Origin of the sequence: Nonomuraea sp. NPDC023979, from assembly GCF_040639085.1 — a bacterium.
In the GTDB taxonomy this organism is placed as follows: domain Bacteria; phylum Actinomycetota; class Actinomycetes; order Streptosporangiales; family Streptosporangiaceae; genus Nonomuraea; species Nonomuraea ceibae.
The window spans coordinates 278,881-304,044 of sequence record NZ_JBEZZG010000001.1 but is presented as its reverse complement, the minus strand read 5'-3'; the positions used below and the strand labels follow the sequence as shown (position 1 = coordinate 304,044).

The following is a 25,164-nucleotide window of genomic DNA, read 5'->3' as shown; positions in this document are numbered from 1 at the left end:
TTCTTGGCACGCCCGAACGTGATCGTGATCCTGACCGACCAGCAGCGGTGGGACACCGTCGGCCCCTTCACCCCCAACCTCGACAGGATGGCCAGGCACGGCACCCAGGCCACGGTCGCGCTCACGCCGCAGCCGGTGTGCGCGCCCGCCCGCGCCGCGCTGCAGACCGGGCGCTACCCGACGACGGTCGGGGTGCACCGCAACGGGCTCACGCTGCCGGCGGAGGAGCGCACGCTGGCCCACCGGTTCGGCGAGGCCGGCTACGCCACCGGGTACATCGGCAAATGGCACCTGGCCCAGGGCGACCCGGTGCCGGAGGACCAGCGCGGCGGCTACCGGAGCTGGCTGGCGGCCAACACGCTGGAGTTCACCTCCGACGCCTACCGGACGATCGTCTACGACGAGGCCGAGGAGCCCGTCTTCCTGCCCGGCTACCGCTCCGACGCGCTGGTGGACGCCGCCGTCCGGTTCGTCGCCGACCACCACGAGGAGCCGTTCTTCCTGTTCCTGTCGTTCCTGGAGCCGCACCACCAGAACGAGGTCGACAACTACCCGGCGCCCGACGGCTACGAGGAGCGCTATCAGGGCCGCTGGCTGCCGCCCGACCTGGCGGCGCTCGGCGGCACCGCGCACCGGCATCTCGGCGGCTACCTCGGCCAGGTCAAACGGCTGGACGAGGGGCTGGGGCGGCTGCTCGACGCGCTGCGCAGCATGGAGCTGCTCGACGACACGATCGTGGCCTACACCTCCGACCACGGCAGCCACTTCAAGACGCGCAACGACGAGTACAAGCGGTCCTGCCACGACGCCTCGCTGCGGGTGCCGCTGGCCGTACGCGGTCCGGGCTTCGACGGCGGGGGCGCGATCGCACGGCCGGTCAGCACCCTCGACCTGCCGCCGACGCTGCTGGAGGCCGCCGGGCTGCCGGTGCCGGAGGACATGCAGGGGCGCTCGTTCCTGCCGCTGCTGCGCGACTCCCGCGCCGAGTGGCCCGGCGAGGTGTTCTTCCAGGTGAGCGAGTCGGAGGTGGGGCGCGGCATCCGCACGTCCCGGTGGAAGTACTACGCGGTGGCCGAGGACGCCGACCCGTGGCACGACGCCGGCTCGCCGCGCTACCGCGAGCAGGCCCTGTACGACCTCGACAGCGACCCGCACGAGCTGGTCAACCTGGCCGGGCTGCGCTCGCACCTGGAGGTGTCGGCGGAGCTGCGCGAACGGCTGCTGCGCCGGATCGCCGAGGCGGGCGAGCCCGAACCGGTCATCGACCCGGCCCCGGAACGCGACTCCGACGTGCTCGCCGATCCCGTCGTCCGCCTCGGCGGTCCCGCTCCGGCCCGATTCGGCCACCAAGCTCGCTAGGTTGGGGGGACGTGCGTCTGAGGGTTCGTGGGAAGGTGAGCAGTTTTGTCCATCTCTGTGCCCGCTGCCCGGGAGACGTCCCTGCACTTCCCCGCCGGATCGCTGGTGATCCTCACCGGCCTGCCCGGCGCGGGCAAGACCACGCTGCTGCGCCGCCTGTACGGCCTGACCGGGACCGAGAGCGGCCCGGTCACGGCGGGCGGCGCGGCGGTGATCGACTCCATGCAGTCACGCCTGCACTGGGCCGGCGGGCTGCGCTGGGCCCCGAAGCCGGTGCGGACGTTCGTGGTGTTCTGCACGCACCTGTGGCGGATTCGCGCGGCGGTGCGGGCCGGGCGGTCCGTGGTCGCCCACAACCGGGGCTGCGGCGCGTTCGTGCTGCGCGCGTTCGCCTGGATGGGCCGGCGGGGCGGCTTCCACCTGGTGTTGCTGGACGTCACGCCGGAGGTGGCGAAGGCGGGCCAGCACGCCAGGGGCCGCGTCGTGCCGGACCGGACGTTCGCCCGGCACCACCGCCGCTGCCACGCCCTGCTGGCGCGCGCCCGAGCGGGCCGGCCGGCGCCCGCTCACAGCGCCAGGGTCCTGGACCGGGCGGAGGCCGACCTGCTGGAGAGCATCCGCTTCGGCCGGCCGTGAGCTGGCGGCGGCTAGTGGCGGCGGGAGCGGAACCGGTCCAGGAACCGGCGTGCCTTGTGCTGGTTGCGGGGGTCTCGGGCCATCCGTTTGGCCTTCTCGATCGTCTGCCTGCCCTGGGGGCTGCGGAGGTAGGCGCGCACGCGGTCTATGAGGGTCATGCGCGCCCCCTACCCAGAACCGCGGGTCACACGCGGGTTATGCGCACGGCGTCGGCGATGACGTAACCCGGCGCGGAGGTCCAGCGGCTCACCCCCACCACGTTGTACGTGCCCGCGGCCAGCGAGAACGTGCCGAGCACGCGCCAGGCGCCGCCGCCCGAGCGCTGGTCCACGGTGACGGTCTGGTTGCCGCCCGCCGCGGCCACGATGTGCGGCGCGGCGCTGCTGTAGCCGGCGTTGGCCGGGTGCCACACCTCGACGCGGTAGCTGCCCGCGGCGGGGATCGCGGCCCGGAACCAGGCCGGGTCGCTGGCTGAGACCGGGTCGGCGAAGCGGTAGTCGGTGCCGTGGAGCTGCGGGGAGTAGGTGGAGGTGCCCCAGGCGGCGCTCGCGGTGAAGGCGGCGTCGGCGTTGTCGACGGTGACGCTGAAGGTCTCGCCGGAGCCGGTCACGGACCTGCCGGCGCTGGGGGCGCTCTCCTGGTGAGTGCGGGTGAGCGCGGTCACGTAATAGGTGTAGGCGGTGCCGGGCGCGGCCGTGGTGTCGGTGTAGGCGGTCTTCGTCGTGGTGGCGACCAGGTTGCGGGCGTCGGCGAACGCGCACTCGCCGGCGGCTCCGGTGGTGCGGTAGATCGCGTAGTAGCGGGCGCCGGAGCCCTGGAAGGCCAGCGAGACGCCGTTCGTGACGCGGGTGGCCGAGGTGATCGACGGCGCGGCGGGCGCGGCTGCGGAGCCGCGGGCGGGCAGCAGCGCCGGCTTGCCGTAGTGGGCGGCGGCCAGCGTGGAGAACGAGCCGATGCGGTCGGCCCTGACGTCCTTGGCGCTGAAGTACACGTCGCCGGCGACCTCGGGGTGCTGCCGGTTGACGTGCAGGTGGTCGCTCAGCTCGTTGCGGTCCTGCCAGGCGGCGTCCTGGCCGGAGGCGCCCGCGCGGTAGGCGGCCTGGCCGATGACGAGCTGGGTGCCGGTGCCCCGGACGACCTCGGCCCACCAGGCGGTCAGCACCTCGTACGCGCCCGTGCTGAAGCCGATGTGCCAGTAGATCTGCGGCGAGATGTAGTCCACCCAGCCCTGCTTGACCCAGCGGCGGCTGTCGGCGTAGATCGCGTCGTACGACTGGAGTCCGGAGGTGCGCGAGCCGAGCGGGTCGGCGGAGGCGTTGCGCCAGATGCCGAACGGGCTGATGCCGAACGTCACGTGCGGCTTGGCGGCGTGGATGCGCTGGTCGAGCTCGCGTACGAGGAGGTTGACGTTCTCGCGGCGCCAGTCGTGGATGTTCATCCCGCCGCCGTGCTGGGAGTACGCGGCCGAGTCCGGGATGGTCTGGCCGCTGACGGGATAGGGGTAGAAGTAGTCGTCGAGGTGGACGCCGTCGATGTCGTAGCGGCTGACCGCGTCCATGATCACGTCTTCGATGAAGTCGCGGACCTCGGGCAGGCCGGGGTTGTAGTAGAGCTTGCCGCCGTAGGCGAAGCGCCAGGCGGGGTTGCGGCGCGCCGGGTGGGTGGAGATCAGGCGGCTGGGGTCGTCGTGGTTGGCCACGCGGTAGGGGTTGAACCAGGCGTGCAGCTCCAGGTTGCGGGCGTGCGCCTCGGCGACCATGAAGGCGAGCGGGTCATAGCCGGGGTCGCGTCCCTGGGTGCCGGTGAGCCACTGCGACCACGGTTCCAGGCTGGAGGGCCAGAACGTGTCGGCGGTCGGCCGCACCTGGACGACCACGGCGTTCATCCGGCGCTGTACGGCCAGGTCGAGCCAGGAGCGGAACTCGGCCTGCTGGGCGGCCACGCTCAGTCCGGTGCGGCTGGGCCAGTCGATGTTGGCGACGCTGGAGATCCACATGGCCCTGAGCTGGCGCTTGGGCGTGGCGGGGTCGACGGTGCAGGCGGAGGAGGCCGCCGCGGGTGCGGTCGCGGGCGCCACGGCGCCGGCTAAGACGGCCAGCAGGGTCGTCAGGACGAGACGCAGAAGCGTGGTCACGAAGGGAAGTTTCAGCCGACTTCCCGTAGAGCGCAATAGTTTTCACCACATTGGCGGGGGCCCAACCTAGCCCGCCAGCCTCTTCGCGCGGGCGGAAAGTTTCCTTTAATACCTAAGTAATGTCAATTATCGACATCAGTCATGGAACGGCCTTACTGTGCGACCGATACCCCCCAACGAGGAGCGCCCATGACTCTCGCCCGAACGCGATTAGTGGCCCTCACGGCCGCGGTCATCACCTCCCTCATGGTCCTCGCAGGTCAGCCGGCCCTGGCCCAGCACACCGCCAACCCCCTGTCCGAAGCCTTCGACCGGGCAGCCGCCGCGCACGACGTCCCCCGGGACCTGCTCGTCGCGCTCGGATACGCCGAAACCCACCTCGACGGCCACAACGGCGAGCCCAGCGCCAGCGGCGGGTACGGCGTAATGCACCTGGTGAGCAACCCCACCAACAAGAGCCTCGAACAGGCCGCCGAACTCACCGGCCAGCCCGTCGCCAAGCTCCGCAAGGACGACGCGGCCAACATCCTCGGCGGCGCCGCCGTGCTCCGCGCCCACGCCGACAAGCTCGGCCTCGACGAGGCCGCCCGCGACGACATCGGCCGCTGGTACCAGGCCGTCGCCGCGTACGGCAACGCCACCTCGCCCGAGCTGTCCCGCCTGTACGCCGACGCCGTCTACGAGAGCCTCGGCCTCGGCCTCCAGGCGCGCGGCGTGACCGTCGCCCCGCAGGAGGTCACCGCCGACCGAGGCGCGCTGGCCGACGCCCGCGACCTGAACGCGCAGGCCACCGTGGCCAGCGCCGACTACCCGCCCGCCGCCTGGGTCGCCGCCAACTCCGGCAACTACACCGCCTCCAGCCGCGAGTCCAGCTACAACATCGACCGGGTGATCATCCACGTCACCCAGGGCTCGTACGCCGGCACCATCTCCTGGTTCCAGAACCCGAGCGCCAACGTCTCGGCCCACTACGTGATCAAGTCCTCCAACGGCGCCGTCACCCAGATGGTCCGCGACAAGGACATCGCCTGGCACGCGGGCAACTGGACGTACAACACCCGGTCCATCGGCATCGAGCACGAGGGCTGGGTCGACGACGCCTCCTGGTTCACCGACGCCATGTACCGCGCCTCGGCCGCCCTGACCAAGCACCTGTGCGACAAGTACGGCATCCCGAAGACCCGTACCGGCATCATCGGCCACAACGAGGTCCCCGGCGCCACGCACACCGACCCGGGCCGGCACTGGAACTGGACCACGTTCATGAACTACGTCAACGGCGGAGGCGGCACTCCGACGTGGACCACGACCGTGGACAACTCCAGCTCCGGCTTCACCGCCAGCGCCAACTGGGGCACCTCGGCCTACTCCAGCCAGCGGCACGGCACCGACTACCGCTTCGCCGAACCGGTCGCCGCCAGCGACCCGGCCTGGTACTCGGCCGCCATCCCGAGCGCCGGCACGTACCGGGTGGAGGTCTGGTATCCCAGCGATCCGGGATACAACAGCTCGGCCCCGTACATCGTGGCCACGGCGGGCGGCAACCAGACCGTGTACGTCGACCAGAGATCCGGAGGAGGCGCCTGGCGCAGCATCGGCACCTTCTCGCTCAACGCGGGAACGCAGAACGTGGTGGGCGTCAGCAGATGGACGTCCGGCACCGGGCTGGTGATCGCGGACGCGGTCCGCATCTCGCGCGTCTGAGTCCTGAAGTGAAGTTCCCGGCCCGTGCGCGGGCCGGGGGCTTCACCGCTCCCACCTGCGGGTTTGACGTCGGCGGGGGCGGAAAGATCCCTCTGAGTGAGCGAGGCGACACTCCGGGCGGAAGGGCTGACCAAGTCCTTCCCCGGCGTGCGCGCGCTGGACGGGGTCGATCTGAGCCTGCGCGCGGGCGAGGTGCACGTGCTGCTCGGCGAGAACGGCGCCGGGAAGAGCACGCTGATCAAGATCCTGTCCGGCGCGTACCGGCCGGACGAGGGCCGCGTGCTGATGGACGGGCGGCCGGTGGAGATCCGCGACGCCGGTGACGCGCGGCGGCTCGGCATCTCGACCATCTACCAGGAGTTCAACCTGGTGCCGGACCTGTCGGTGGCGGAGAACCTGTCGCTGGGCAGGCTGCCGCGCCGGTTCGGGCTCGTCGACACGGCCGCGATGCAGCGCCGGGCCCGCGAGCTGCTGGAGCGCGTGGACGTGCGGGTCGACCCGCGCACGCCGGTCCGCAGGCTGGGCATCGCCCGCATGCAGATGGTGGAGATCGCCAAGGCGCTGTCGCTGGACGCCCGGGTGCTGATCATGGACGAGCCGACGGCGGTGCTCACCACCGGCGAGGTCGGCAAGCTGTTCGCGATCGTCCGGCGGCTGCGCGACGAGGGCGTGGCGATCGTGTTCATCACCCACCACCTGGAGGAGATCGCCGAGATCGGCGACCGGGTGACGGTGCTGCGCGACGGCCGCTCGGTGGCCGAGGTGCCCGCAGGCACGCCGCAGGACGAGCTGGTCAGGCTCATGGTGGGCCGGCCGGTCGACCAGCAGTTCCCACGCCGCCCGGCCGAGCTGGGCGAGCCGCTGTTCAGCGTGCGCGGGCTGACCCGCAGGGGAGCGTTCGACGACGTCTCGTTCGAGGTGCGGGCGGGCGAGGTGGTGGGGCTGGCCGGGCTGGTGGGCGCGGGCCGCACCGAGGTCGCCAGGGCGGTGTTCGGCGCCGACCGCTACGACGCCGGCGAGGTGTTCGTGCGCGGGCGCCGGCTGCCGCCGCACGACGTGCACGCCGCGATGGAGGCCGGGCTCGGGCTGGTGCCGGAGGACCGCAAGGGGCAGGGCCTGGTCCTGGGCGCCGGCATCGGCGAGAACCTGGGGCTGGTCACGCTGCGCGACGCCACCAGGGCCGGGTTCGTGGACCTGAAGGGCCAGCGCACCGCGGCGGCCCGGGTCGCCGAGCAGCTCGGCATCCGCATGACCGGCCTCGACCAGGAGGTCCGCACGCTGTCGGGCGGCAACCAGCAGAAGGTCGTCATCGGCAAGTGGCTCGCCGCCCAGGCGGGCGTGCTCATCCTGGACGAGCCGACACGCGGCGTCGACGTGGCCGCCAAGGTCGAGATCTACCAGCTCGTCAACGCCCTCACCGACTCGGGGCACGCGGTGCTGATGATCTCCAGCGATCTGCCGGAGGTGCTCGGGATGAGCGACCGCATCCTCGTCATGGCGCGCGGCCGGCTCGTCGGCGAGCTGCGCGCCGACGAGGCCACCCAGGACGGCGTGATGGCGCTGGCCGTCACCGACGTGGCGGGCTCTCGTGCGGAGTAAGCAGGGCGGGACCGACAGCCGGTCGTCGGCCTGGCTCGCCGAGAACGGCGCGATCGCCGCGCTGGTCGTGCTCGTCATCGCGCTGTCGCTGCTGTCGTCCGACTTCCTCAGCCTGACGAACCTGCTCAACGTGGGCGTGCAGGCGGCCGTGACCGCCATCCTGGCGTTCGGCTCCACGTTCGTCATCGTCACCGGCGGCATCGACCTGTCGGTCGGCTCGGTCGCGGCGCTGTCGGCGATCACGCTGGCGTGGACGGCCACCGAAGGCGGCCTGCCGTGGCCGGCCGCCGTCGTGCTCTCGCTCGCCACCGGCGTGGCGTGCGGGCTGGTCAACGCCGTCCTGATCGCGTACGGGAAGCTGCCCCCGTTCATCGCCACGCTGGCCATGCTCGGCATCGCCCGCGGCCTGGCCCTGGTCATCTCCCAGGGCAGCCCGATCTCCATGCCGGAGGCGGTCTCCCACCTGGGCGACACCGTCGGCCGGTTCCTGCCGATCCCGGTCCTGGTGATGCTCGTCATGGGCGTCGTCGCCGCGATCATCCTCAATCGGACCTTTCCCGGCCGGGCCATGTACGCGATCGGCGGCAACGAGGAGGCCGCCCGGCTGTCCGGGATCAAGGTCAGTCGGATCAAGCTCATCACCTACGCGCTGTCCGGCGCGTTCGCGGCGGTCGCCGGCGTCGTGCTGGCCAGCCGGCTGGCCTCGGCGCAGCCGCAGGCGGCGGCCGGCTACGAGCTCGACGCCATCGCGGCCGTCGTCATCGGCGGCGCGAGCCTGTCGGGCGGCAAGGGCCGGGCGCTCGGCACGCTCGTCGGCGCGCTCATCCTGGCCGTGCTGCGCAACGGGCTCAACCTGCTGTCGGTCTCGGCGTTCTGGCAGCAGGTGGTGATCGGCGTGGTCATCGCGCTGGCCGTCCTCGTCGACACCCTGCGCCGCCGGGGAACGAACTAGAAAGGCACGATCATGCGGATTCCCGCGATAGTCATGGCGCTCGCGCTCGGCCTGGCCGCGTGCGGCGGCGGGGGCGGCGACGGGCTGGAGCTCGGCATGTCCGTCTCGACGCTGAACAACCCGTACTTCGTCCAGCTCCGCGACGGCGCCCAGGAGCAGGCCGACAAGCTCGGCGCGACGCTCACCGTCACCGACGCCCAGAACGACGCCTCCCAGCAGGTGAACCAGGTCCAGAACTTCACCAGCCAGAACATGAAGGCGATCATCCTCAACCCGGTCGACTCCGACGCGGCGGCGCCCGCCGTCACCGCGGCCGAGCGCGTCAACGTGCCGGTGATCGCGGTGGACCGCGGCGTCAACGGCGTCGAGGTGGCGCAGACCGTCGCCTCCGACAACGTGGCCGGCGGCAAGCTGGCCGCCCAGGAGCTCGCCAAGCAGATGGGCGAGCAGGGCCAGGCCGTCGTCCTCCAGGGCACCCCGGGCACCTCCGCCTCCCGCGACCGCGGCCGGGGCTTCGAGGAGGGCATCAAGGCGTTCCCGAACATCCAGGTCGTGGCCCGGCAGCCGGCCGACTTCGACCGGGCCAAGGGCCTGGACGTGATGACGAACCTGCTCCAGTCCCACCCGGACGTCACCGGCGTGTTCGCCGAGAACGACGAGATGGCGCTGGGCGCGATCCGGGCGCTCGGCAGCCGGGCCGGCAAGCAGGTCAAGGTCGTCGGCTTCGACGGCACCCCGCACGGCCTGACCGCGGTCAAGGACGGCACCCTCGCCGCCACCATCGCCCAGCAGCCGAGGCTGCTCGGCCAGCAGGCGGTGGAGGCGGCGGTCAAGCTCGCCAGGGGAGAGCAGGTGGAGAAGACGGTGGCCGTCCCGGTCAAGGTGGCGACCAAGGCGAACGTCGGGGAGTTCGAGACGTCCTGACCCCGGTCAGGTGCGGCGGTAGCGCGACTCGCCGAAGCAGTAGCCGGCGAACAGCATCAGCCCCACGGCCACCAGCACCAGCAGCCACGGCCCGACGGGGGTGTCGGCGAACGCGCGGAGCGTCGCGTCGATGCCGCCCGCCTTGTCCGGGTCGTGGGTGAGTGCCGCCTGGACGACGAAGATCCCGGCCAGCCCGGCGATGGCGCCGCGCGCCAGGTAGCCGGCCACGCCGAGCTTCTCCATCACCGAACGGGTGCGCGGCGACATGCGGCCCAGTTCGAGCTCCTCCCGGAACTTCTTGGTCACGCCCTGCCGGATCCAGTAGACGCCCAGCGCGACGATGCCCAGGCCGATCACGCCGACGAGCAGCTGCCCGGCGGGCAGGTCGAGCAGCTTGCCGGTGACGTCCTGCGACTTCTGGTCCTCCGAGGCGGCGCGGCCCACCGTCAGCACGCTCCACAACGTGAAGACGATCAGCGCGTACACGACCGTCTTGCAGGCCGCCTCGGCCCGGTCCAGCGGGCGCAGGTGGCCGAACAGCACCTCGGACGCCTGCCACAGAGCCAGCGCGGCGAAGCCCGCCACCATCACCCACAGCAGCACGGAGCCGAACGGCAGCTCCGCCACCGTGGTGATCGCGCCGCCCTTGTCGGCCTGCTCTCCCCCGCTGCCGAGCGCGATCTGGATCGCGAGCACGCCGATCAGCGCGTAGAGCACGCCCCGGCAGGCCAGCCCCACACGGGCGAGCCTGTCGAGCGCGGGGGTGTCCGCGGCCCTTCTGGCCGCGGCCCTGGCGTTCTGCGCGGTAGTCAAGGGGTCCTCCTCGGGGGTCGGGGGACCTCCACCTGCCCGCGAACGCGTCATCTAGGCGTGAGCACCCACTGCCAGCCCTCCTCCTCGGCCCGCGCGTCGTGGTCGCCGGTGAGCCGCACCACGTCCCGGCCGTCCACGCTGACCAGGGCGAGAGCGGCGCGGAACTCGTTCTCGCAGGCGCCGGCGCAGGCGAGGGCCAGCGCGTGCCCGTCGTCGGCCCAGGCGAGGAGCTGGAGGACCCGCTGCCGGCCGACGACCGCGCCCGTCCGCCTGTCGGTGATCGAGGTCGGCAGGCCGGGGTCGCCCAGCACCAGCCTGCCGTCCGGTGACACCTTCGACAGCCCGCCCTGGCTGACCAGGTCGGGCGGCGCGGCCTGCGGCGTGCCGTCCGGGCTGTGGTAGAGCCTGCCGGGGCTGGTGTCGACCGGCGTCCAGATCAGCGAGCCGTCGAGGCTCCAGCCCAGGTCCTGGCGCGTGTTGCCGTTGCCGGGTTGCGCGCCTCGCTCCAGTGGCGGCATGGCGTGGAACTCGACCGTGCCCGCGGGCACGTCGGCGATGACGTAGCCGGTGCGGGCGCTGGGAGGAAGCAGCCGGCTGTTCGGCCCGTTCCGCTGCCAGGTGTCCGGGTAGTCGGCGTAGCTCGTGGCCAGCAGCCGCGTGCCGTCGGGCGACCAGGAGAGCGACGCGACGTCCCGGCCCAGGTCGATCCAGGTGATGAACTGCCGCGTCTCCATGTCGAGGATGCCGGCCCGCCGGCCCATCACGTCCCCTTCGAGCACCGCCGCCACCCGCAGGCCCGGCGCCACGTCGAGCCAGGCGTACGACGTCCGCTCGTAGCCGCCGGTACGCGGGTCGTACAGCCACCAGGTGCGCCGCAGCCGCTCCCGGTCGCCGCCGAGCTTCTCCACCCGGTGCGTGCAGTACGCCGAGACCGCCACCCGGCCGGCGGCCACCAGCTTCGTCGGCCGCATGCTGCCCGGGTCGCCGCGCACGTCCGTGGGCGCGGGCGAGGGCCGGGGCGGCAGCGTGACCCCGTCGGCGGGCCGCACGGTCGCCGGCCGGCCCGTCAGCACGACCGCGACCACAGCGACCGCCACCGCGAAGGCCAGCACCGCAGCCGCGACGGCGGGCTTCCTGGAGCGCTTGCGCAGCGCCCGGTCGGCCAGGTCGTGCGGCACCCGGGCCTGCCCGGCCCACTCCCGCATCGTCTCCCTCAGCAGCCTGCTCATACGGCGGCCTCCAGTTCCTGTGCGAGCTCCGGGGCGAGCTGCCGCAGCCGGGCCAGCGAGCGGTGCGCGGTGCTCCTGACCGTGCCGACCGAACAGCCGAGCAGCCGCGCCACCTCGTGGTCCGGCAGGTCCTCGAAGTAGCGCAGCACCAGGACCGCGCGCTGCCGGGCGGTGAGCCTCGCCAGCGCGTCCCGCAGCACCAGGCGCAGCTCGCTCTGATGGGTACGGTCGAGTCCCGGCATGTCGGGCACCGCGTCCCGGACGACCTCGCCGCGCCGCACCGCCGTACGCCACCAGCTGATGTTCTGCCGGTACATGGTCTGCCGGGCGTAGGCCTCCGGCGCCGCCACCCGCCGCCACCGGCCCGCCAGCTTCGCCAGCGCCGCCTGCACCAGATCCTCCGCCGCGTGCTGGTCCCCGCCGGTGAGCAGGAAGCCGAGCCGCATCAGCGCGGGCGAGCGCGCGGCGACGAACTCGCGGAAGACCCTTTCGTCCTCGGCGTCCACGTCACCTCCCAGAGATCGTCCTTCGTCCCTGAGACGCTCCCGAACGCGCCCCACTATGCCTCTTGTGGGATTTTCGTGGGCCTAGCGTGGCATTACCCCGGGTAGTCACGCACGTACGGCCCGTGTACTAGGGGGAACCAGGTGACGATCCACAAGCCGTCCAGCGGCGAGCCGCTGACCTCGCCGCTCGCCCCGGTCAAGAGCCACCGCACCGGGGCGGTGCTGGTCAGGTGGATGACGACGACGGACCACAAGGTCATCGGGTACCTGTACCTGATCACCTCGTTCGGGTTCTTCCTGGCGGCCGGGGTCATGGCGCTGCTCATCCGGGCCGAGCTCATGCAACCCGGCCTGCAACTGGTGAACACGGTGCAGTACAACCAGCTGTTCACCATGCACGGCGCGATCATGCTGCTGCTGTTCGCCACGCCGCTGTTCGCCGGGTTCGCCAACGTGATCATGCCGTTGCAGATCGGCTCGCCCGACGTGGCCTTCCCCCGGCTCAACATGGTCAGCTACTGGCTGTTCCTGTTCGGCGGGCTGATCGCCGTGGCCGGGTTCTTCACGCCGGGCGGGGCGGCCGACTTCGGTTGGTTCGCCTACACGCCGCTGTCGACGTCGGAGTACACGCCGACCGTCGGCGGCGACTACTGGATCATGGGCCTGGTGCTCAGCGGCCTCGGCACCATCCTCGGGTCGGTGAACTTCTTCACCACCATCGTGTGCATGCGGGCGCCGGGCATGACGATGTTCCGGATGCCGATCTTCACCTGGAACGTGCTGCTGACCAGCATGCTCGTGCTCATGGCGTTCCCGGTGCTGGCGGCGGCACTGCTGGCGCTGGAGGCCGACCGGCGGCTCGGCACGCACATCTACGACCCGGAGAACGGCGGGCCGATCCTGTGGCAGCACCTGTTCTGGTTCTTCGGCCATCCTGAGGTGTACATCATCGCGCTGCCGTTCTTCGGCATCGTGACCGAGGTGCTGCCCGTGTTCAGCCGCAAGCCGATCTTCGGCTACATCGGGCTGGTGGCCGCCACCATCGCGATCGCCGGGCTGTCGATGACGGTGTGGGCGCACCACATGTTCCCCACCGGGCAGGTGCTGCTGCCGTTCTTCTCGTTCATGACGTTCCTCATCGCGGTGCCCACAGGTGTGAAGTTCTTCAACTGGATCGGCACCATGTGGCGGGGGCATCTGACGTTCGAGACGCCGATGCTGTTCGCGATCGGGTTCCTGGTGACCTTCCTCCTCGGCGGGCTGACCGGCGTCATCCTGGCCTCCCCGCCGCTCGACTTCCACATCAGCGACACGTACTTCGTCGTCGCGCACTTCCACTACGTGGTCTTCGGCACCGTCGTGTTCGCCATGTTCGCCGGGTTCTACTTCTGGTGGCCCAAGATGACCGGGCGCATGCTCAACGACCCGCTCGGCAAGGTCCACTTCTGGATGCTGTTCATCGGCTTCCACACCACGTTCCTGGTGCAGCACTGGCTCGGCGTGGCCGGGTTCCCGCGCCGCTACGCCGACTACAGCGCCGTCGACGGGTTCACCGACCTCAACCTCATCTCCTCGCTGGGCGCGTTCCTGCTCGGGCTGTCGACGCTGCCCTTCATCTACAACGTGTGGATCACCGCGCGGCGGGCGCCCCGCGTGACCGTCGACGACCCGTGGGGCTACGGCGGCTCGCTCGAATGGGCGACCTCCTGCCCGCCGCCCCGGCACAACTTCACCTTCATGCCCGCGATCCGCTCCGAACGGCCCGCCTTCGACCTGCACTACCCGCACACCTCCGGGCGCGACGACTGACCCCTACTTTGGTCACCCCGGCCGATACGGATGACCGATCGTCCGCCGGGGCCCGCGTGCCTAGCGTTGCCGGCATGCGGAAAACCATCCAGGTCGTGGGGCTCGTCCTCGCGCTCCAGGGCGCCAGCGGGGCCATCGACCACCTCGCCGTGCAGCCGTTCTTCGGCGTCTTCCTGAACTTCTTCAACCGGGTGATCATCCCCCGGGTCGACATCCTGACCGGGTACGAGCTCTTCGCCAACCTCGCCCTGGCCGCGATCGGGGTCGTGCTCGTCATCGCGGCCGAGCGCGCCCCCGCCTGACCCCCCGCCGCGTCAGGCCGGCCGTGTCGGCGTGGTCCGTCCAGGTGCCCGCGCCCAGGAACGGCGGCAGCCCGTTCGACGGCAGCGGCGTCGGCGGGTTCGCGGCCGGGGCCGGCCAGCCCGCACAGCCGAGGCGGTGCCACACGCCCATGTCCGGCAGGTTCGGCGAGAGCCGCCGGCCGAAGCGCCGCGCGATAGCCGGCGCAGCCCGCGTGACGCAGGACGGCACCCCCGAGGCCGCGCCCTGGGGCTACCGGGCGACCGGCGCCCGTTCCGCCAGCACCACCGGCGCCGACAGCACCGAGTGACGCTCACCCTCCCGGCCCGCCAGCACCGACACGAACGCGTGCTTGCCACACTCCGTCGTGCACCCCACCAGCACCGAAAGCTGGAACACCCCCGCCCGCAACGGCTCCGCCCGAACCTCCGCCCGGCCGTGCAACGCCTCCCAGCCGCGCAACACCGCGCCCGCCCTGCCGCTCACGTCGATCAGCCACACGGCCTCCTGATCGGCGGGGACGTCCACCTCCATCACGCTCGGCGCCGCCACCAGCTCACCCAGCGTCACCCCGGACACGGCCACCTCACGCTCCCGCGACTCCTGCCCCGCCAGATAGCGGACACCGTCGACGGTCAACTCCGGCGCCGGCTCCAGCTCGTCACCCCGAGCACGAGCCACCTCACGGGTCACCACCTGCAGGAACCGTACGCGCACGTCCACGGTGTCGGCCGGGCCGGCCTCGATCAGGCACTGGGTCCGCGTCTGCCACGGATGGTCGTCCATCGTCAGCCCCGTCCGATACATCACTGTGTGTAACCGACATACCGCACAACGTTCCCCGGCAAACCCGGTCACGTCACCGCGACGATCTTCGCCTCCACCAGCTCCCCGCCGTCCACCTCCAACACCCCCACCGTCCCGTACGGCTGCCGCCGCCGATCCGTCGGCGACCCGGGATTGAAGATCCGGAACTCGCCGGCTGACTCGTCCAACGGAATGTGCGAATGCCCGAACACCACCAGATCCGCCGCCGGGAACCGCCGCCGCATCCGCCCCAGCCTGCCCTTCGCCGGGCCGCTGTCGTGGATCATCCCCACCCGCAACCCGGCCAGCTCCAGCTCCAGCGTCTCCGGCGCCACCACGTCCGGGCCGTCGTTGTTCCCCTTGACCACGTGCACGGGCGCGTACTCGGCCAGCTCGTCCAGCACCGGCCGCACGCACACGTCCCCGGCGTGCAGGATCACCTCCGCGCCGCGCAACTGCTCGGCCACGCGCGGCGGACACGACCGCCAACGCCGCGGGCCGTGCGTGTCGGCCAGCACCACCACCCTCATCCCCTGCCCTTACCCCCAACGGCAAGGTCCTCGCCCACGGCGCTCCGCGCTCCCCTGCTCGGGCTCCCTCCAGTGGGGGGCCCAGCCCCCCACACCCCCGGCAAGGGGCCTCCCGGCCCCCTGCACCCCCGGCGTGGACCGGGGGCGCTCGGTGCAGAGGGACCGGTCGCCCGGCAGCACCCGCTCACGGGGGTGACGGAGTTAGCGGGCCGGGCCCTCGACCCACGGCGGACCGAGACGGGCCCTCGCCCCAAGGCGGACCGGCCACCCGGCCGCGCCCGCCCACGCGGAATCCCGGAGGCCAGCATGCCGGGCAAGGCACTCGACCCAAGCCGGACCGAGACGGGCCTTCGCCCCCGAGGCGGACCGGCCACCCGCCAGCACCCGCTCACGCGGAATCCCGGAGCCCTACAGGCGGGGCCGGACGCTCGGGCCAGGGGACCGGCCGCCGGCCGGGCCGGGCGCTCGGTCCAGGGGAGACCGGCCACCCGGCCGCGCCCGTCCGCCGGGTTCCTGGAGTCAGCGGACGGGCCGGGCGTTCGGCTCGGAGGGGAGCAGGTCGCAGAACCCGGTCGCCTGGGTTCGCGGGCTGCCCCTGGTGGTCATGGCCCTGGTCGGGCGGTGCGGTTTCGGTGGGTCAGCTACCCGCGGGGGAAGGCTCGCCGGGGCGGTCGGCATCGTCCCAGAGCGGGTCGTCGACGACCACGCAGGGCTTGACCTGGCCTTCGACCACGTAGGCCGCGAGCTGCCACTGGACCGCCGGCTTCGCCGCCTCGGCGGCCCCGTCGTTCCTCTCGGTGAACGCCATCACCAGGGTCTGCCCGGTGCCGACGTGCCGGGGGTCGATGGTGAGCCCCTTACCGGGCCGCAGGCGTACGGCCTTGTCCGATGCGGAGCCCTCCCACTCCTCCGGGGACGCGCCGCCGACGATCTTGCCCCTGTTCCCCTCGCAGGACTTGCCGGACTTGAGGTACGTGATGTCGGCGGGTACCTTCAGCCTTTCCAGGTCCCGTTCCAGCTTGTCGGCGTCCCTGAACTCGTTGAGCTGGACGTTGATCGTGCCGTCGGCGTTCTCGGCCACGGCGTACGCGGGCTGCTCCGACCCGGTCAGCAGCGGCACCGCGATCGCCGTGACCGCGGCCAGGCCGGCCACCGCCGCCCCGGTGAACAGGCGGCGACGGGTGCGGTGACGCCGTTCGGCACGGGCGGTCATCTCGGCTTTGAGCTCCATCAGTATCTGCTCCTCGAATCTCATCCTGGTGCTCCCTCCATGACCAAGGGCAGTGCCTGCAGCTTGCGGCGGGCGCGGTGCAACCGCACCTTGGCGGTCCCCGGCCGGATGCCGAGGGCGATCGCCGCTTCGGTGACCGTGAGCTGGTCGACGACCACCAGTTCCAGCACGGCGCGTTCGCGTTCGGACAGGTCGGCCATGGCCTTGAAGACCTCCCTGGCCGATCTCTCGGCGTCGATGCGTTCTTCGAGCCTGGCTAGGTCGTCGGTGTCCAGGACGCGGCGGCCGCCCACGCGGTTCGTCAGCCGCGACTCCTTGAATGCCCGGCGCCGCTCGCTCGACAGCGTGTTGCGCGCCACGCCGTACAGCCATGCCAGTTCGGGCCCGAGCCCGGGCTGGTAGGTGCGGGCGGAGTCGAGCACCGCCAGGAACACCTCGGCCACGAGATCGGCGACCGTGTGCGGATCGTCGACCCGCCGAGCGAGGAAAAGGGTGATCGCGTCGACGTGCCGCCGGTAGAAGGCTTCGAACGCCACCTGATCTGTAGCGATCTCCGCCCGTTTGCGATGCACCGGCATGCTCCCTTCGTCATCTGACATCCCCTTTTGGGCAGAACCGCGCGAAGGGTTACACCGCGAAGGGTGACGAAGGCGGCGCTTCTCTCGTCACCCCCCGAGCGTCCGGGTGCGGGTCCGGGGGCTCATGGGATGACCCTGCTGTCGAACCCGGCGCGCAGCAGCGACTCGTAGGCGTCGCGTACGGCAGGCGGGATCTCCTGCTCGACGCTGTAGCCGCGGGCCGGGTACTCGATGACCCGCTGGAGGTCGCCCACCAGCATGTCGATGACCAGTTCGCCGTCGCCGATCGCCCGGACGTACGCGTCGAGGCGCTGGGCCCCCGAGGCGCACACCACCTCGACCTCGGGCCACACCTTGCGGGTCGTGGCGTAGGCCCGGCGTTCCATGTACGGCTTGGAGATGAGCATCACCGAGCGGGGGCGGATGCCGGCCTCGTGCAGGACCCGGCGGGACAGGACGATGTTCTCGCTGGTGTTGGTGGCTCGCGGTTCGAGGAGGATGGCCTCGTCGGGCACGCCGAGCCCGATCGCGTGCTCCCGGTAGTGGACGGCCTCGCCGCGGGGGAAGCGGGCGGCGGTGGTCGGCGTGGTGGCGCCCGAGAAGACCAGGCGCGGGAACCAGCCTGCGTGGTGGAGCGCCGCCGCGGTGGACGCGACGCCCAGGTCGTGGCTGCCCAGGCCGATCGCGGCGTCGCAGTGGCGCAGCGGGTGGTGCATCTGGAGGTAGTCCCAGAGCAAGCCGGCCTGCCTCCACTGCTCGTCGGTGATGCCCGCCAAGGCTGCTCCCGGTCCTCGTGGTCAGGTTCCTTCCAAGGGCTCGTGGCCGTGTCCATGATGGCACCGGCGATCTACGGACACCCGTGAGCGGCCCGCGTGCCGGCCGGCTTCCACCGCAACCGGGTCCCATCTTGAGCGGCCGCTCAGGATGCGTAGGCTCCACCTCAGAACGTTCAGCGCGATTCGGAGCGGCGGAAGCACGTGGGCATCTCGGTCGAGGACAAGGAGGCCGGCGGGGCGCCGCCGCGCCGTCGTCGGCGCAGGCGTTGGCTGTCGTGGACGGTCGTGGCGTGCCTGGCCGGGTGGGCGGTGGTGCGCGTGGGCGGGCTGGAGGCGGGCTCGTTCCTGACGCAGCTCGTGACCGTGACGCCGCTCGGCGCGGTGCTGTCGCTGCTGGTGGCGCTGCTGGTGGTGCGGCGCAACCGGCCGGCGGCGCTGGTGGCTCTGGTGGCGTGCGTGCTGATGGCGGCCGTGGTGGCGCCGAGGGCGTTCGCCGTGGGCGAGCGGCCGGTGGGCGGCGTGCCGTTCAGGGTGCTGACGATCAACCTGTTCGGGCGGGCGGACCCGCAGGCGGTGGTGGAGCTGGTGCGGCGGCTGCGGCCGGACGTGTTCAGCGCGCTGGAGCTCACGCCGCGCGCGGTGGCGGCGCTGGACGCGGCGGGCCTGGCGGAGCTGATGCCGCACCGGGTGCTGGAGGCGGACCACGGCGCCACGGGCAGCGGGCTGTACGCGCGGCATCCGCTGACGGCGTTGCCCGATCTGTTCACGCCGATCGGGCACAACATGCCGGCCGCCGCGCTGACGCTGCCCTCGGGCGGCAGGGTGGAGGTGGTGGCCGTCCATCCGAACCCGCCGCTGGGCCGGAAGACGGCAGGCTGGTACGCGTCGCTGGCCGCCCTGCCCGGGCTGTCGCCGGACGCGGTCCGGGTGCTGGCGGGCGACTTCAACGCGAGCCTGGACCATCGCGCCTTCCGTGAGCTGCTCGACCGTGGCTACGTGGACGCCGCCCGGCAGGTGGGCATGGGGCTGACGCCGACGTGGCCGAACCGGGCCGTGCCGCCGTTCATCACGATCGATCACGTGCTGGTCGACGAGCGGGCCGGGGTGCGCGAGGTCCAGGTGGTTGACGTGCCGCGTACGGACCACCGGGGGGTTTACGCGGAGCTTAGGCTGCCCGGCTAGACTCGCCCGCATGAAGTGGCGACATTGATTCGTTGACGGAAGCCCGTCCCGGCTGGCGGGCACGCTTTATCTTTACTCGTTCCTGGATGAGTTCGTCCTGCTCTATCCGGTCTATGCGCTGCTGTTCAGCGAGACCGGGTTGTCCGTGGCCGAGACCACCTCGCTGTTCGTGATCTGGTCGGTCACCGGGCTGTTGCTGGAGGTGCCCTCCGGCGCGCTGGCCGACGTGCTCTCCAGACGGTTGCTGCTGTGCGTGGGGCCGCTGCTGGCCGCCGCGGGCTTCGCGCTGTGGGTGATCTTCCCGTCCTACTGGGTGTTCGCCGCCGGGTTCGTGCTGTGGGGCGTGCGTGGCGCGCTCACGTCCGGCTCGCTGGAAGCCCTGGTGTACGAGGAGCTGGAGCGCGCTGGCGAGGCCGAGCGCTATGCCGGGCTGATGGGCCGGGCCTCCTCGGTGGGGCTGGCGGCGACGGCTTCGGCGATCGGGCTGGCGATCCCGGTGTTCGCCGTGGGCGGTTATCCGGTGGTGGGCGCGGCCAGCGTCGTGGCCTGCCTGCTGTGCTCGCTCGCCGCCCTGGCGTTCCCGGAGCATCGCACGGCCGCGGCCGCCGATGACGACGACGAGCCCGGCTACTGGGCGGTGCTGAAGAGCGGGCTGTCGGAGGCGCGCGGCAACCGTCACGTGTCGAGGTGGCTGGTCCTGTCGGCCGTGGCGGGGGCGATCTGGGGCGCGCTGGAGGAGTACGTCCCGTATCTCGGCAAGGAGCTCGGGACGCCGGTCGCCTGGGTGCCGGCGCTCGTCCTGCTGGTGTGGGCCGCGGCCACGGCCGGCGGGCTGCTGGCGGGCCGGGCCGAGCGGGTGGCGGAGCGGCCGTTCGCGGTGATGCTGCTGGCCGCGGCGCTGGCGCTGGCGGGCGGCGCGCTGAGCGGGGAGCTCGCCGGGTTCGCGCTGATCGCGCTGGCCTTCGGGGCGTTCCAGCTCGCCGACGTGGTGGCCGACGCGCGGCTCCAGGAGAGCATCGACGGGCCGAGCCGCGCCACCGTGACGTCCGTCGCGGGGCTCGGCAAGGAGGCGGTCACGCTGCTCGTCTACGCGTCGTACGGCGCCGCGTCGACGATGGCGGGCCACGGCCTGACGTTCGCCCTGTTCGCGGTGCCGTACGTGGTCGTCGCGCTGGTGTGGGGACGCAAGAGCCCGCGCCCCTGATGGAGGGCAGGGGCGCGGGCGGTCGGGCGGGCGGCGTCAGCAGCCGCGGACGGCGAAGGCGAGGAACTGCGTCACCTCGCGCTCGTCGAAGTTGTCGTCGGAGCCGGCGACGAGCGTGCACTCGCCGGTGCGCAGCCGGGGACCCCAGGCCAGGCCCTCCAGGTTCTGCACCGGCCCGCGCAGGTCGCTGAAGTCGTAGACCAGCCGCTTGCGGACCGGGCGGTACGACCGGCCGTCCGCGAGGCTCCGCCGGGGCAGCACGTCGGTCGCGCCGCGCAGGTCGATCTCGTACAGCTTGACCCGGTAGTCCACGCCCTCGATCCAGGAGCGTTCCAACGCCAGGTAGCGGTGGTCGTCGATGGCGAGGAGCTCGGAGACGCCGCTGTCGGTCGCGCCGGTCGGCGGCACGGGCGCGGCCGGGAGCGGGTCGATCGGGTAGGCGTACTGGCCGAGCAGGCGGCCGTCGCGGTTCCAGACGGTGATCCTGGCCGGGGCGCCGCGCTCCACGGTGGGCGGCTGCCCGTCCTCGTAACGCGGTCCTTCGGCCACGGCGGCGATCGTGCGCGGGCCGAGCGCCAGGCCCTCGAAGCCGAAGTTGCGCCGGGGTCCGCTGTCGGTGGTGGTCAGCCGGAGGTTGCGCGGGATCGGCAGGGAGCCGAGGTGGCGGCCCTGGCGGTCCATGCGGCGCACGAAGAGCTGGGAGACGGGGATGTCCGGGTTGCGCGTGTCGGGCCGGTCGCCTTCGTGTCCCCAGACCAGGTGGCGGGTGCGCCGGTCGAAGCGGATCGTCTCGGGGTCGGCCGAGCGCGGCTTGCCGTAGCCGGGGTAGGGCTCGCCGTCGGGGCCGATGAGCGTCTTGACGCCGGAGAGGTGGGCTCCGGTGAACCTGCCGGTGCGCCGGTCGAAGTCCAGCCTGCCGGTGTAGAAGCGGGCCGGGTTGTAGCGCCACCGGTCGTCGGAGATGAAGTACCAGGTGCCGGTGCGCGGGTCACGGTCCAGCCCGGAGAAGCCGCCGACGACCGTGCCCGCGAACTCCATCTTGTGCGGCAGCCGCTGCTCGCCGAGGAAGCGGGTGACGCGCACCCGCTCGGCCGCCATCACCGGCTGCGCGAATCCGATGGCCAGCGCGAAGGCGACCGTGACCTGCGCTATCCGCCGTGGATACAGCATGTGTTCCCCTGTCCGTGTAGGGCCTGCGAACCGGGGGACATGAGATCGCGGGTGAGGGCGGATTTCCAGGTAGCGGGGCAGGCGAAAGTTCGCGCACCGGCGAAGGCCGCGTTTCCCCTGAAAACGCGGGGCGAAGTGTCAGCGTCACGCGGGATACGTGAGAGAACCGCCGCAGATCCGCGGCTTTCCCGCTTCGCCCGGAGCGGGTCGTGCGACCGTTTCCACTCCTCCGTACGGGGTGATCCAGATTTCGCCGGGGTCTCGGGGGTACGTGCGCGACATGAGGTATCACGTGCTCGCCTGCGACTACGACGACACGCTGGCCAGGCACGGACGGGTCCATGAGCACACCGTCCGGGTCCTGGAGCGCGTCTCCCGCTCGGGCAGGAAACTGCTGCTGGTGACCGGGCGGGAGCTCGACGACCTGCTGTCCGTGTTCCCGCACGCCGACCTGTTCGACCTGGTGGTGGCCGAGAACGGCGGGCTGCTCTACGACCCCGGCAGGCGCAGCGCCGAGGCGCTGGCCGAGGCGCCGCCGCCGGAGCTGGCCGACCGGCTGCGCGCGGCGGGCGTCACGCCGCTGGGCGTCGGCTCGGTGGTGGTCGCCACGCGCGAGCCGTACGACGCGCAGGTGCACGAGGTCATCCGGGACCTGGGCCTGGAGCTGCAGGTGATCAGGAACAAGGGCGCGGTCATGGTGCTGCCGCCCGGCGTGAACAAGGCCACCGGCCTGGCCGCCGCGCTCGACCGGCTGCGCCTGTCGCGGCACAACGTGGTGGCCGTCGGCGACGCGGAGAACGACCACGCCTTCCTGAACGCGGCCGAGTGCGGCGCGGCGGTGGCCAACGCGGTGCCGGCGCTGCTGCGCCAGTGCGACCTGCCGCTGGGCCGGCAGGCGGGCCACGGCGTCGTCGAGCTCGCCGAGCTGCTGCTCACGGGCGAGCTGGACCAGATCGAGATCCCGCGTCACGACGTGCTGCTGGGCCACGGTGATGGCGGCGAGGCGCGGCTCAAGCCGTACGGGACGGGGCTGGCCGTGGCGGGGCCGTCGGGCAGCGGCAAGTCCACGGTCACCACGGCGCTACTGGAGCGGCTGGTGGAGAGCGAGCACCAGTGCGTGGTGATCGACCCGGAGGGCGACTACGCCGAGTTCCCGGGCGTGGCCGTACTGGGCGAGCCGGACCGGCCGCCCGCGGTGGAGGAGGTGCTGCGGCTGCTGGAGTCGCCCGGGCACAGCGCCGTGGTGAACATGATCGGGATGCCGCTGCGCGACCGGCCCGCGTTCTTCGCCGAGCTGGTGCCGCGCCTGGTCGCCATGCGGGCCAAGCTGGGGCACCCGCACTGGGTGGTCGTGGACGAGGCGCACCACCTGATGCCGGCCGAGCTGCAGGAGGTGCCGCTCAAGGACCCCGGCGACCTGGGCTCGATCATGCTGATCACCGTGCATCCCGAGGCGCTCAGCCCGGCCGCGCTCGACCTGCTGAACGGCGTGATCGCGGTCGGGCCTGAGCCCGCCGACACGCTGGGCGCGTTCGCCGACGCGCTCGGCCGGCCCTTGCCGGCCGTCGAGGGCGAGGGCGGTGACGGCAGCGTCGTGCTGTGGCACATCGCGCTGGACGCCGCCACGCGGATCCAGCCCTCGGAGGCCCGCGCCGACCGCACCCGCCATCGCCGCAAGTACGCCGCCGGCACCATGTCCAAGGACAAGAGCTTCTACTTCACCGGCCCCGACGAGCGGCTGCACCTGCGGGCGCGCAACTTGCACACGTTCGTGGAGCTGGCCGAGGGAGTGGACCAGGAGACGTGGACGTACCACCTGAAGCGGGGCGACTACTCGGCCTGGATCCGCGACCGGCTCGGCGACGACGAGCTGGCCGGCGAGGTCGAGGCGGTGGAGCGGGAGGAGCCCGACGACAGCCTGAGCCAGGTGGTCGGCCTCATCGACCGGCGCTATACGCTGCCGGCCGAGCCCACCCGCTACGACCCGGACCACGACGACTGATCACGCGGGGACCGTGAAGGGGAAGGCGACGATCGGTGGAGTAGGGGTGTAAGCAACAGAAGGGACACCCCGAATGACCGCGCCCCCCGAGGTGAGCGACCCTCCGGTCGCGGCCGACGACGCGGCCGTGATCAAGGAGTCCGTCCGGGAGCCGGAACGCTTCGCGGTCCTCTACGACCGGTACGTCGAGGAGATCTACCGCTACCTGGCGGCCCGCCTCGGCCCGGAGGCGGCCGACGACCTGACCGCGGAGACGTTCCTGACGGCCTTCCGCAAGCGGCACACGTTCGACCCGGCACGCGGCGGCGTCCGGCCCTGGCTGTACGGCATCGCCACCAACGTGGCCGCCCAGCACCGCAGGGGACTGTCGCGGATGTTCGCGGCCTTCCGCCGGGCCCCGGCGGCCGAGCGGAGCGAGGCGGGCCCCGAGGAGCGGGTGCCCACGCGGCTGGACGCCGCGGGCGCGCGGGGGCCGCTCGCGGCGGCGCTGGCCGCGCTGCCCGCGGGCGACCGCGACGTGCTGCTGCTCGTCGCCGTGGCCGGGCTCAGCTACGAGGAGGTCGCGGCCTCTCTCGGCATCCCCTACGGAACGGTCGGCTCCCGGCTGCACCGCGCCCGCAAGAAGGTGCGGAAGGCGCTCGGCGAGGTCAACCCGGTGATCGGAGACATAGATGGATGACCTGTCCGCGGTGCGGGAGCTGCTGGCCCCGCCCGGCCCGTCCCGGGAGACGGTGGCGCGTGGGCGCGACCGGCTCCTGACGGAGATCGCCCGCGACCGTCCCCCGAGGGGCGCGCACGACAGGCCCGCGCGCAAGCGGGTGCGGGCGGCACGATGGGCGACGTTCGGGCTGGGGCTGGCGTCGGCGGGGGCGGCGGTGGCCGTCGTGCTCTCGTCGGCGCCGCCGGTCGAGGCCCCGCCGCCCGACGCCCGCACGGTCCTGCTGGCCGCCGCCACGTCCGCCGCCCGGCAGCCCGCCGAGGGCGCCTGGTGGGGCAACAAGCTGATCAGGGGCGTACGGTTCCGCGACCCCGGCGACCGCTACACCCTGGAGCAGACGGCCGCCGAGGAGACCTGGCTGCCCACGGGCAAGATGACCGACCCGCACTGGCTCGTCCTGCGCTACCTGGGCGTCAAGCCGGCCACGCCGGAGGACGAGGCGGCCTGGCGGGCCGACGGCTCCCCCACCCGCTGGTCCTACCCGTACGGCAACGGCGGCGGTCTCGGCGGCGACTCCTACGAGGTGGAGGCGGCGCCCGGCGAGGCCAGGTCGTTCGAGCAGGAGGACGTCGACTGGCGGCTGCTGACCGCCGGCAGGCCGCTGACCAGGATGGCCGAGCTGCCCGCCACGCCGGAGGGCCTGCGCGCCCTCCTCGGGCCCGGCGACAGGGAGCTGATGACCAACCTGGGCTCGTTCGTCCTGGAGATGCCGGTGCCCGCCGGAACCAGGGCCGCCGCGTACCGGCTCATGGCCTCGCTGCCCGGCGTCACCGCGCAGGGGCGGGTGACCGACGCGCTCGGCAGGACCGGGGAGGCGATCGCCTACCGCGACCCGGCCGACGGCTCCGCCAGGCGGCTCATCGTCGACGACGCGACCGGGGCGCCGCTCGCGCTGGAGACGCTGGCGCCCTCGGGCGAGCTGAAGCAGTTCACGGCCGTCGCGGAGAGCGTCTGGGCCGACCGGCGGCCCGACCTGCCCAACCCCGAACCCGCATCCTGAC

The 25,164-nt window shown here is 72.4% G+C and carries 25 protein-coding genes; 14 read left to right on the top strand and 11 right to left on the bottom strand.

Annotation, left to right across the window (positions count from 1 at the left end):
* Window positions 1–3: 3 nt before the first annotated feature.
* Window positions 4–1,359: a sulfatase-like hydrolase/transferase gene (locus tag AB0G11_RS01515; protein WP_357583196.1), complete on the top strand. Its 1,356-nt coding sequence runs from the start codon at window positions 4–6 to the stop codon at window positions 1,357–1,359.
* A 45-nt stretch (window positions 1,360–1,404) separates the two neighbouring features.
* Complete coding sequence (locus AB0G11_RS01510; RefSeq protein ID WP_246644230.1) at window positions 1,405–1,995, top strand: ATP-binding cassette domain-containing protein; 591 nt, start codon at window positions 1,405–1,407, stop codon at window positions 1,993–1,995.
* A gap of 11 nt (window positions 1,996–2,006) precedes the next feature.
* Here the strand turns inward: AB0G11_RS01510 and AB0G11_RS01505 are convergent, their stop codons facing one another.
* On the bottom strand, window positions 2,007–2,153 hold the full coding sequence (locus AB0G11_RS01505) for a hypothetical protein (protein ID WP_219501617.1): 147 nt from the start codon (window positions 2,151–2,153) through the stop codon (window positions 2,007–2,009).
* A gap of 26 nt (window positions 2,154–2,179) precedes the next feature.
* On the bottom strand, window positions 2,180–4,129 hold the full coding sequence (locus AB0G11_RS01500) for a family 10 glycosylhydrolase (protein WP_357583194.1): 1,950 nt from the start codon (window positions 4,127–4,129) through the stop codon (window positions 2,180–2,182).
* Window positions 4,130–4,318: 189 nt separating this feature from the next.
* Here AB0G11_RS01500 and AB0G11_RS01495 point away from each other — a divergent pair, with 189 nt between their 5' ends.
* From AB0G11_RS01495 to AB0G11_RS01480, 4 genes are all read left to right on the top strand, one after another.
* Window positions 4,319–5,833 (top strand): N-acetylmuramoyl-L-alanine amidase, encoded by a 1,515-nt coding sequence (locus AB0G11_RS01495; protein WP_219501615.1) that lies wholly within the window; start codon window positions 4,319–4,321, stop codon window positions 5,831–5,833.
* Between the two features lie 96 nt (window positions 5,834–5,929).
* Window positions 5,930–7,432, top strand: a complete 1,503-nt coding sequence (locus AB0G11_RS01490; protein WP_357583192.1) for a sugar ABC transporter ATP-binding protein — start codon at window positions 5,930–5,932, stop codon at window positions 7,430–7,432.
* Window positions 7,422–8,384, top strand: a complete 963-nt coding sequence (locus AB0G11_RS01485; RefSeq protein WP_357583190.1) for an ABC transporter permease — start codon at window positions 7,422–7,424, stop codon at window positions 8,382–8,384. The genes AB0G11_RS01490 and AB0G11_RS01485 overlap by 11 nt, the downstream gene beginning before the upstream one ends.
* Before the next feature lie 12 nt (window positions 8,385–8,396).
* Entirely contained in the window at window positions 8,397–9,308 is a 912-nt protein-coding gene (locus tag AB0G11_RS01480) for a D-ribose ABC transporter substrate-binding protein (protein WP_308125639.1), read from the top strand.
* A gap of 6 nt (window positions 9,309–9,314) precedes the next feature.
* On the opposite strand, the gene AB0G11_RS01475 is transcribed toward AB0G11_RS01480, so the two are convergent.
* From AB0G11_RS01475 to AB0G11_RS01465, 3 genes are read right to left on the bottom strand one after another with little or no spacing between them, the layout of a single operon-like run.
* The gene (locus AB0G11_RS01475; RefSeq protein ID WP_246644229.1) at window positions 9,315–10,121 is read right to left on the bottom strand and encodes a DUF1206 domain-containing protein; all 807 of its coding nucleotides are present in this window, start codon (window positions 10,119–10,121) and stop codon (window positions 9,315–9,317) included.
* A gap of 47 nt (window positions 10,122–10,168) precedes the next feature.
* Entirely contained in the window at window positions 10,169–11,350 is a 1,182-nt protein-coding gene (locus tag AB0G11_RS01470; protein WP_357583189.1) for a hypothetical protein, read from the bottom strand.
* A complete protein-coding gene (locus AB0G11_RS01465; protein WP_357583187.1) occupies window positions 11,347–11,856 on the bottom strand; it encodes a SigE family RNA polymerase sigma factor in 510 nt (169 codons plus the stop codon). Before AB0G11_RS01465 ends, AB0G11_RS01470 begins: the two co-directional genes overlap by 4 nt.
* A gap of 234 nt (window positions 11,857–12,090) precedes the next feature.
* Between AB0G11_RS01465 and ctaD the strand changes: the two genes are divergently transcribed.
* The 3 genes from ctaD to AB0G11_RS01450 all read left to right on the top strand — a co-directional run bounded on the left by ctaD (window position 12,091) and on the right by AB0G11_RS01450 (window position 14,275).
* Window positions 12,091–13,665 (top strand): cytochrome c oxidase subunit I, encoded by a 1,575-nt coding sequence (ctaD, locus tag AB0G11_RS01460; protein ID WP_219501667.1) that lies wholly within the window; start codon window positions 12,091–12,093, stop codon window positions 13,663–13,665.
* Between the two features lie 74 nt (window positions 13,666–13,739).
* On the top strand, window positions 13,740–13,967 hold the full coding sequence (locus AB0G11_RS01455; protein ID WP_357583185.1) for a hypothetical protein: 228 nt from the start codon (window positions 13,740–13,742) through the stop codon (window positions 13,965–13,967).
* Window positions 13,968–13,990: 23 nt separating this feature from the next.
* Window positions 13,991–14,275, top strand: coding sequence for a hypothetical protein (locus AB0G11_RS01450; RefSeq protein WP_219501594.1), 285 nt, complete (start codon window positions 13,991–13,993; stop codon window positions 14,273–14,275).
* Here AB0G11_RS01450 and AB0G11_RS01445 read toward each other — a convergent pair.
* The 5 genes from AB0G11_RS01445 to AB0G11_RS01425 form a co-directional block, all read right to left on the bottom strand.
* Window positions 14,218–14,751: a hypothetical protein gene (locus AB0G11_RS01445; RefSeq protein ID WP_357583183.1), complete on the bottom strand. Its 534-nt coding sequence runs from the start codon at window positions 14,749–14,751 to the stop codon at window positions 14,218–14,220. The two genes, AB0G11_RS01450 and AB0G11_RS01445, sit on opposite strands and share 58 nt — an antisense overlap.
* A gap of 68 nt (window positions 14,752–14,819) precedes the next feature.
* The gene (locus tag AB0G11_RS01440; protein ID WP_219501591.1) at window positions 14,820–15,302 is read right to left on the bottom strand and encodes a metallophosphoesterase family protein; all 483 of its coding nucleotides are present in this window, start codon (window positions 15,300–15,302) and stop codon (window positions 14,820–14,822) included.
* A 637-nt stretch (window positions 15,303–15,939) separates the two neighbouring features.
* Entirely contained in the window at window positions 15,940–16,557 is a 618-nt protein-coding gene (locus tag AB0G11_RS01435) for a hypothetical protein (RefSeq protein ID WP_357583181.1), read from the bottom strand.
* On the bottom strand, window positions 16,554–17,105 hold the full coding sequence (locus AB0G11_RS01430; protein WP_357583179.1) for a sigma-70 family RNA polymerase sigma factor: 552 nt from the start codon (window positions 17,103–17,105) through the stop codon (window positions 16,554–16,556). Before AB0G11_RS01430 ends, AB0G11_RS01435 begins: the two co-directional genes overlap by 4 nt.
* Window positions 17,106–17,233: 128 nt before the next feature.
* On the bottom strand, window positions 17,234–17,887 hold the full coding sequence (locus tag AB0G11_RS01425) for a YdcF family protein (RefSeq protein WP_357583177.1): 654 nt from the start codon (window positions 17,885–17,887) through the stop codon (window positions 17,234–17,236).
* Between the two features lie 201 nt (window positions 17,888–18,088).
* Between AB0G11_RS01425 and AB0G11_RS01420 the strand changes: the two genes are divergently transcribed.
* Both AB0G11_RS01420 and AB0G11_RS01415 read left to right on the top strand, forming a co-directional pair.
* Complete coding sequence (locus AB0G11_RS01420; RefSeq protein WP_357583175.1) at window positions 18,089–19,069, top strand: endonuclease/exonuclease/phosphatase family protein; 981 nt, start codon at window positions 18,089–18,091, stop codon at window positions 19,067–19,069.
* 52 nt (window positions 19,070–19,121) lie between these two features.
* Window positions 19,122–20,273, top strand: a complete 1,152-nt coding sequence (locus AB0G11_RS01415) for an MFS transporter (RefSeq protein ID WP_219501661.1) — start codon at window positions 19,122–19,124, stop codon at window positions 20,271–20,273.
* Window positions 20,274–20,309: 36 nt separating this feature from the next.
* On the opposite strand, the gene AB0G11_RS01410 is transcribed toward AB0G11_RS01415, so the two are convergent.
* Window positions 20,310–21,443 (bottom strand): esterase-like activity of phytase family protein, encoded by a 1,134-nt coding sequence (locus AB0G11_RS01410; RefSeq protein ID WP_357583173.1) that lies wholly within the window; start codon window positions 21,441–21,443, stop codon window positions 20,310–20,312.
* Between the two features lie 280 nt (window positions 21,444–21,723).
* Between AB0G11_RS01410 and AB0G11_RS01405 the strand changes: the two genes are divergently transcribed.
* The 3 genes from AB0G11_RS01405 to AB0G11_RS01395 all read left to right on the top strand — a co-directional run bounded on the left by AB0G11_RS01405 (window position 21,724) and on the right by AB0G11_RS01395 (window position 25,163).
* Window positions 21,724–23,445: an HAD-IIB family hydrolase gene (locus AB0G11_RS01405; RefSeq protein WP_219501582.1), complete on the top strand. Its 1,722-nt coding sequence runs from the start codon at window positions 21,724–21,726 to the stop codon at window positions 23,443–23,445.
* A 73-nt stretch (window positions 23,446–23,518) separates the two neighbouring features.
* Entirely contained in the window at window positions 23,519–24,124 is a 606-nt protein-coding gene (locus AB0G11_RS01400) for an RNA polymerase sigma factor (protein WP_219501580.1), read from the top strand.
* The gene (locus AB0G11_RS01395; protein ID WP_357583171.1) at window positions 24,117–25,163 is read left to right on the top strand and encodes a CU044_5270 family protein; all 1,047 of its coding nucleotides are present in this window, start codon (window positions 24,117–24,119) and stop codon (window positions 25,161–25,163) included. The genes AB0G11_RS01400 and AB0G11_RS01395 overlap by 8 nt, the downstream gene beginning before the upstream one ends.
* The last annotated feature ends 1 nt before the right edge of the window (window position 25,164 follow it).

What these genes read in the sequence shown, in the direction of transcription:
- ctaD (WP_219501667.1), top strand. Translation starts at nt 12,091, where the DNA reads ATGACGACGACGGACCACAAGGTCATCGGGTACCTGTACCTGATCACC.
- AB0G11_RS01480 (WP_308125639.1), top strand. Translation starts at nt 8,397, where the DNA reads ATGCGGATTCCCGCGATAGTCATGGCGCTCGCGCTCGGCCTGGCCGCG.
- AB0G11_RS01395 (WP_357583171.1), top strand. Translation starts at nt 24,117, where the DNA reads ATGGATGACCTGTCCGCGGTGCGGGAGCTGCTGGCCCCGCCCGGCCCG.
- AB0G11_RS01405 (WP_219501582.1), top strand. Translation starts at nt 21,724, where the DNA reads ATGAGGTATCACGTGCTCGCCTGCGACTACGACGACACGCTGGCCAGG.
- AB0G11_RS01455 (WP_357583185.1), top strand. Translation starts at nt 13,740, where the DNA reads ATGCGGAAAACCATCCAGGTCGTGGGGCTCGTCCTCGCGCTCCAGGGC.
- AB0G11_RS01505 (WP_219501617.1), bottom strand. Translation starts at nt 2,153, where the DNA reads ATGACCCTCATAGACCGCGTGCGCGCCTACCTCCGCAGCCCCCAGGGC.
- AB0G11_RS01470 (WP_357583189.1), bottom strand. Translation starts at nt 11,350, where the DNA reads ATGAGCAGGCTGCTGAGGGAGACGATGCGGGAGTGGGCCGGGCAGGCC.
- AB0G11_RS01445 (WP_357583183.1), bottom strand. Translation starts at nt 14,751, where the DNA reads ATGGACGACCATCCGTGGCAGACGCGGACCCAGTGCCTGATCGAGGCC.
- AB0G11_RS01410 (WP_357583173.1), bottom strand. Translation starts at nt 21,443, where the DNA reads ATGCTGTATCCACGGCGGATAGCGCAGGTCACGGTCGCCTTCGCGCTG.
- AB0G11_RS01440 (WP_219501591.1), bottom strand. Translation starts at nt 15,302, where the DNA reads ATGAGGGTGGTGGTGCTGGCCGACACGCACGGCCCGCGGCGTTGGCGG.
- AB0G11_RS01435 (WP_357583181.1), bottom strand. Translation starts at nt 16,557, where the DNA reads ATGAGATTCGAGGAGCAGATACTGATGGAGCTCAAAGCCGAGATGACC.
- AB0G11_RS01400 (WP_219501580.1), top strand. Translation starts at nt 23,519, where the DNA reads ATGACCGCGCCCCCCGAGGTGAGCGACCCTCCGGTCGCGGCCGACGAC.
- AB0G11_RS01495 (WP_219501615.1), top strand. Translation starts at nt 4,319, where the DNA reads ATGACTCTCGCCCGAACGCGATTAGTGGCCCTCACGGCCGCGGTCATC.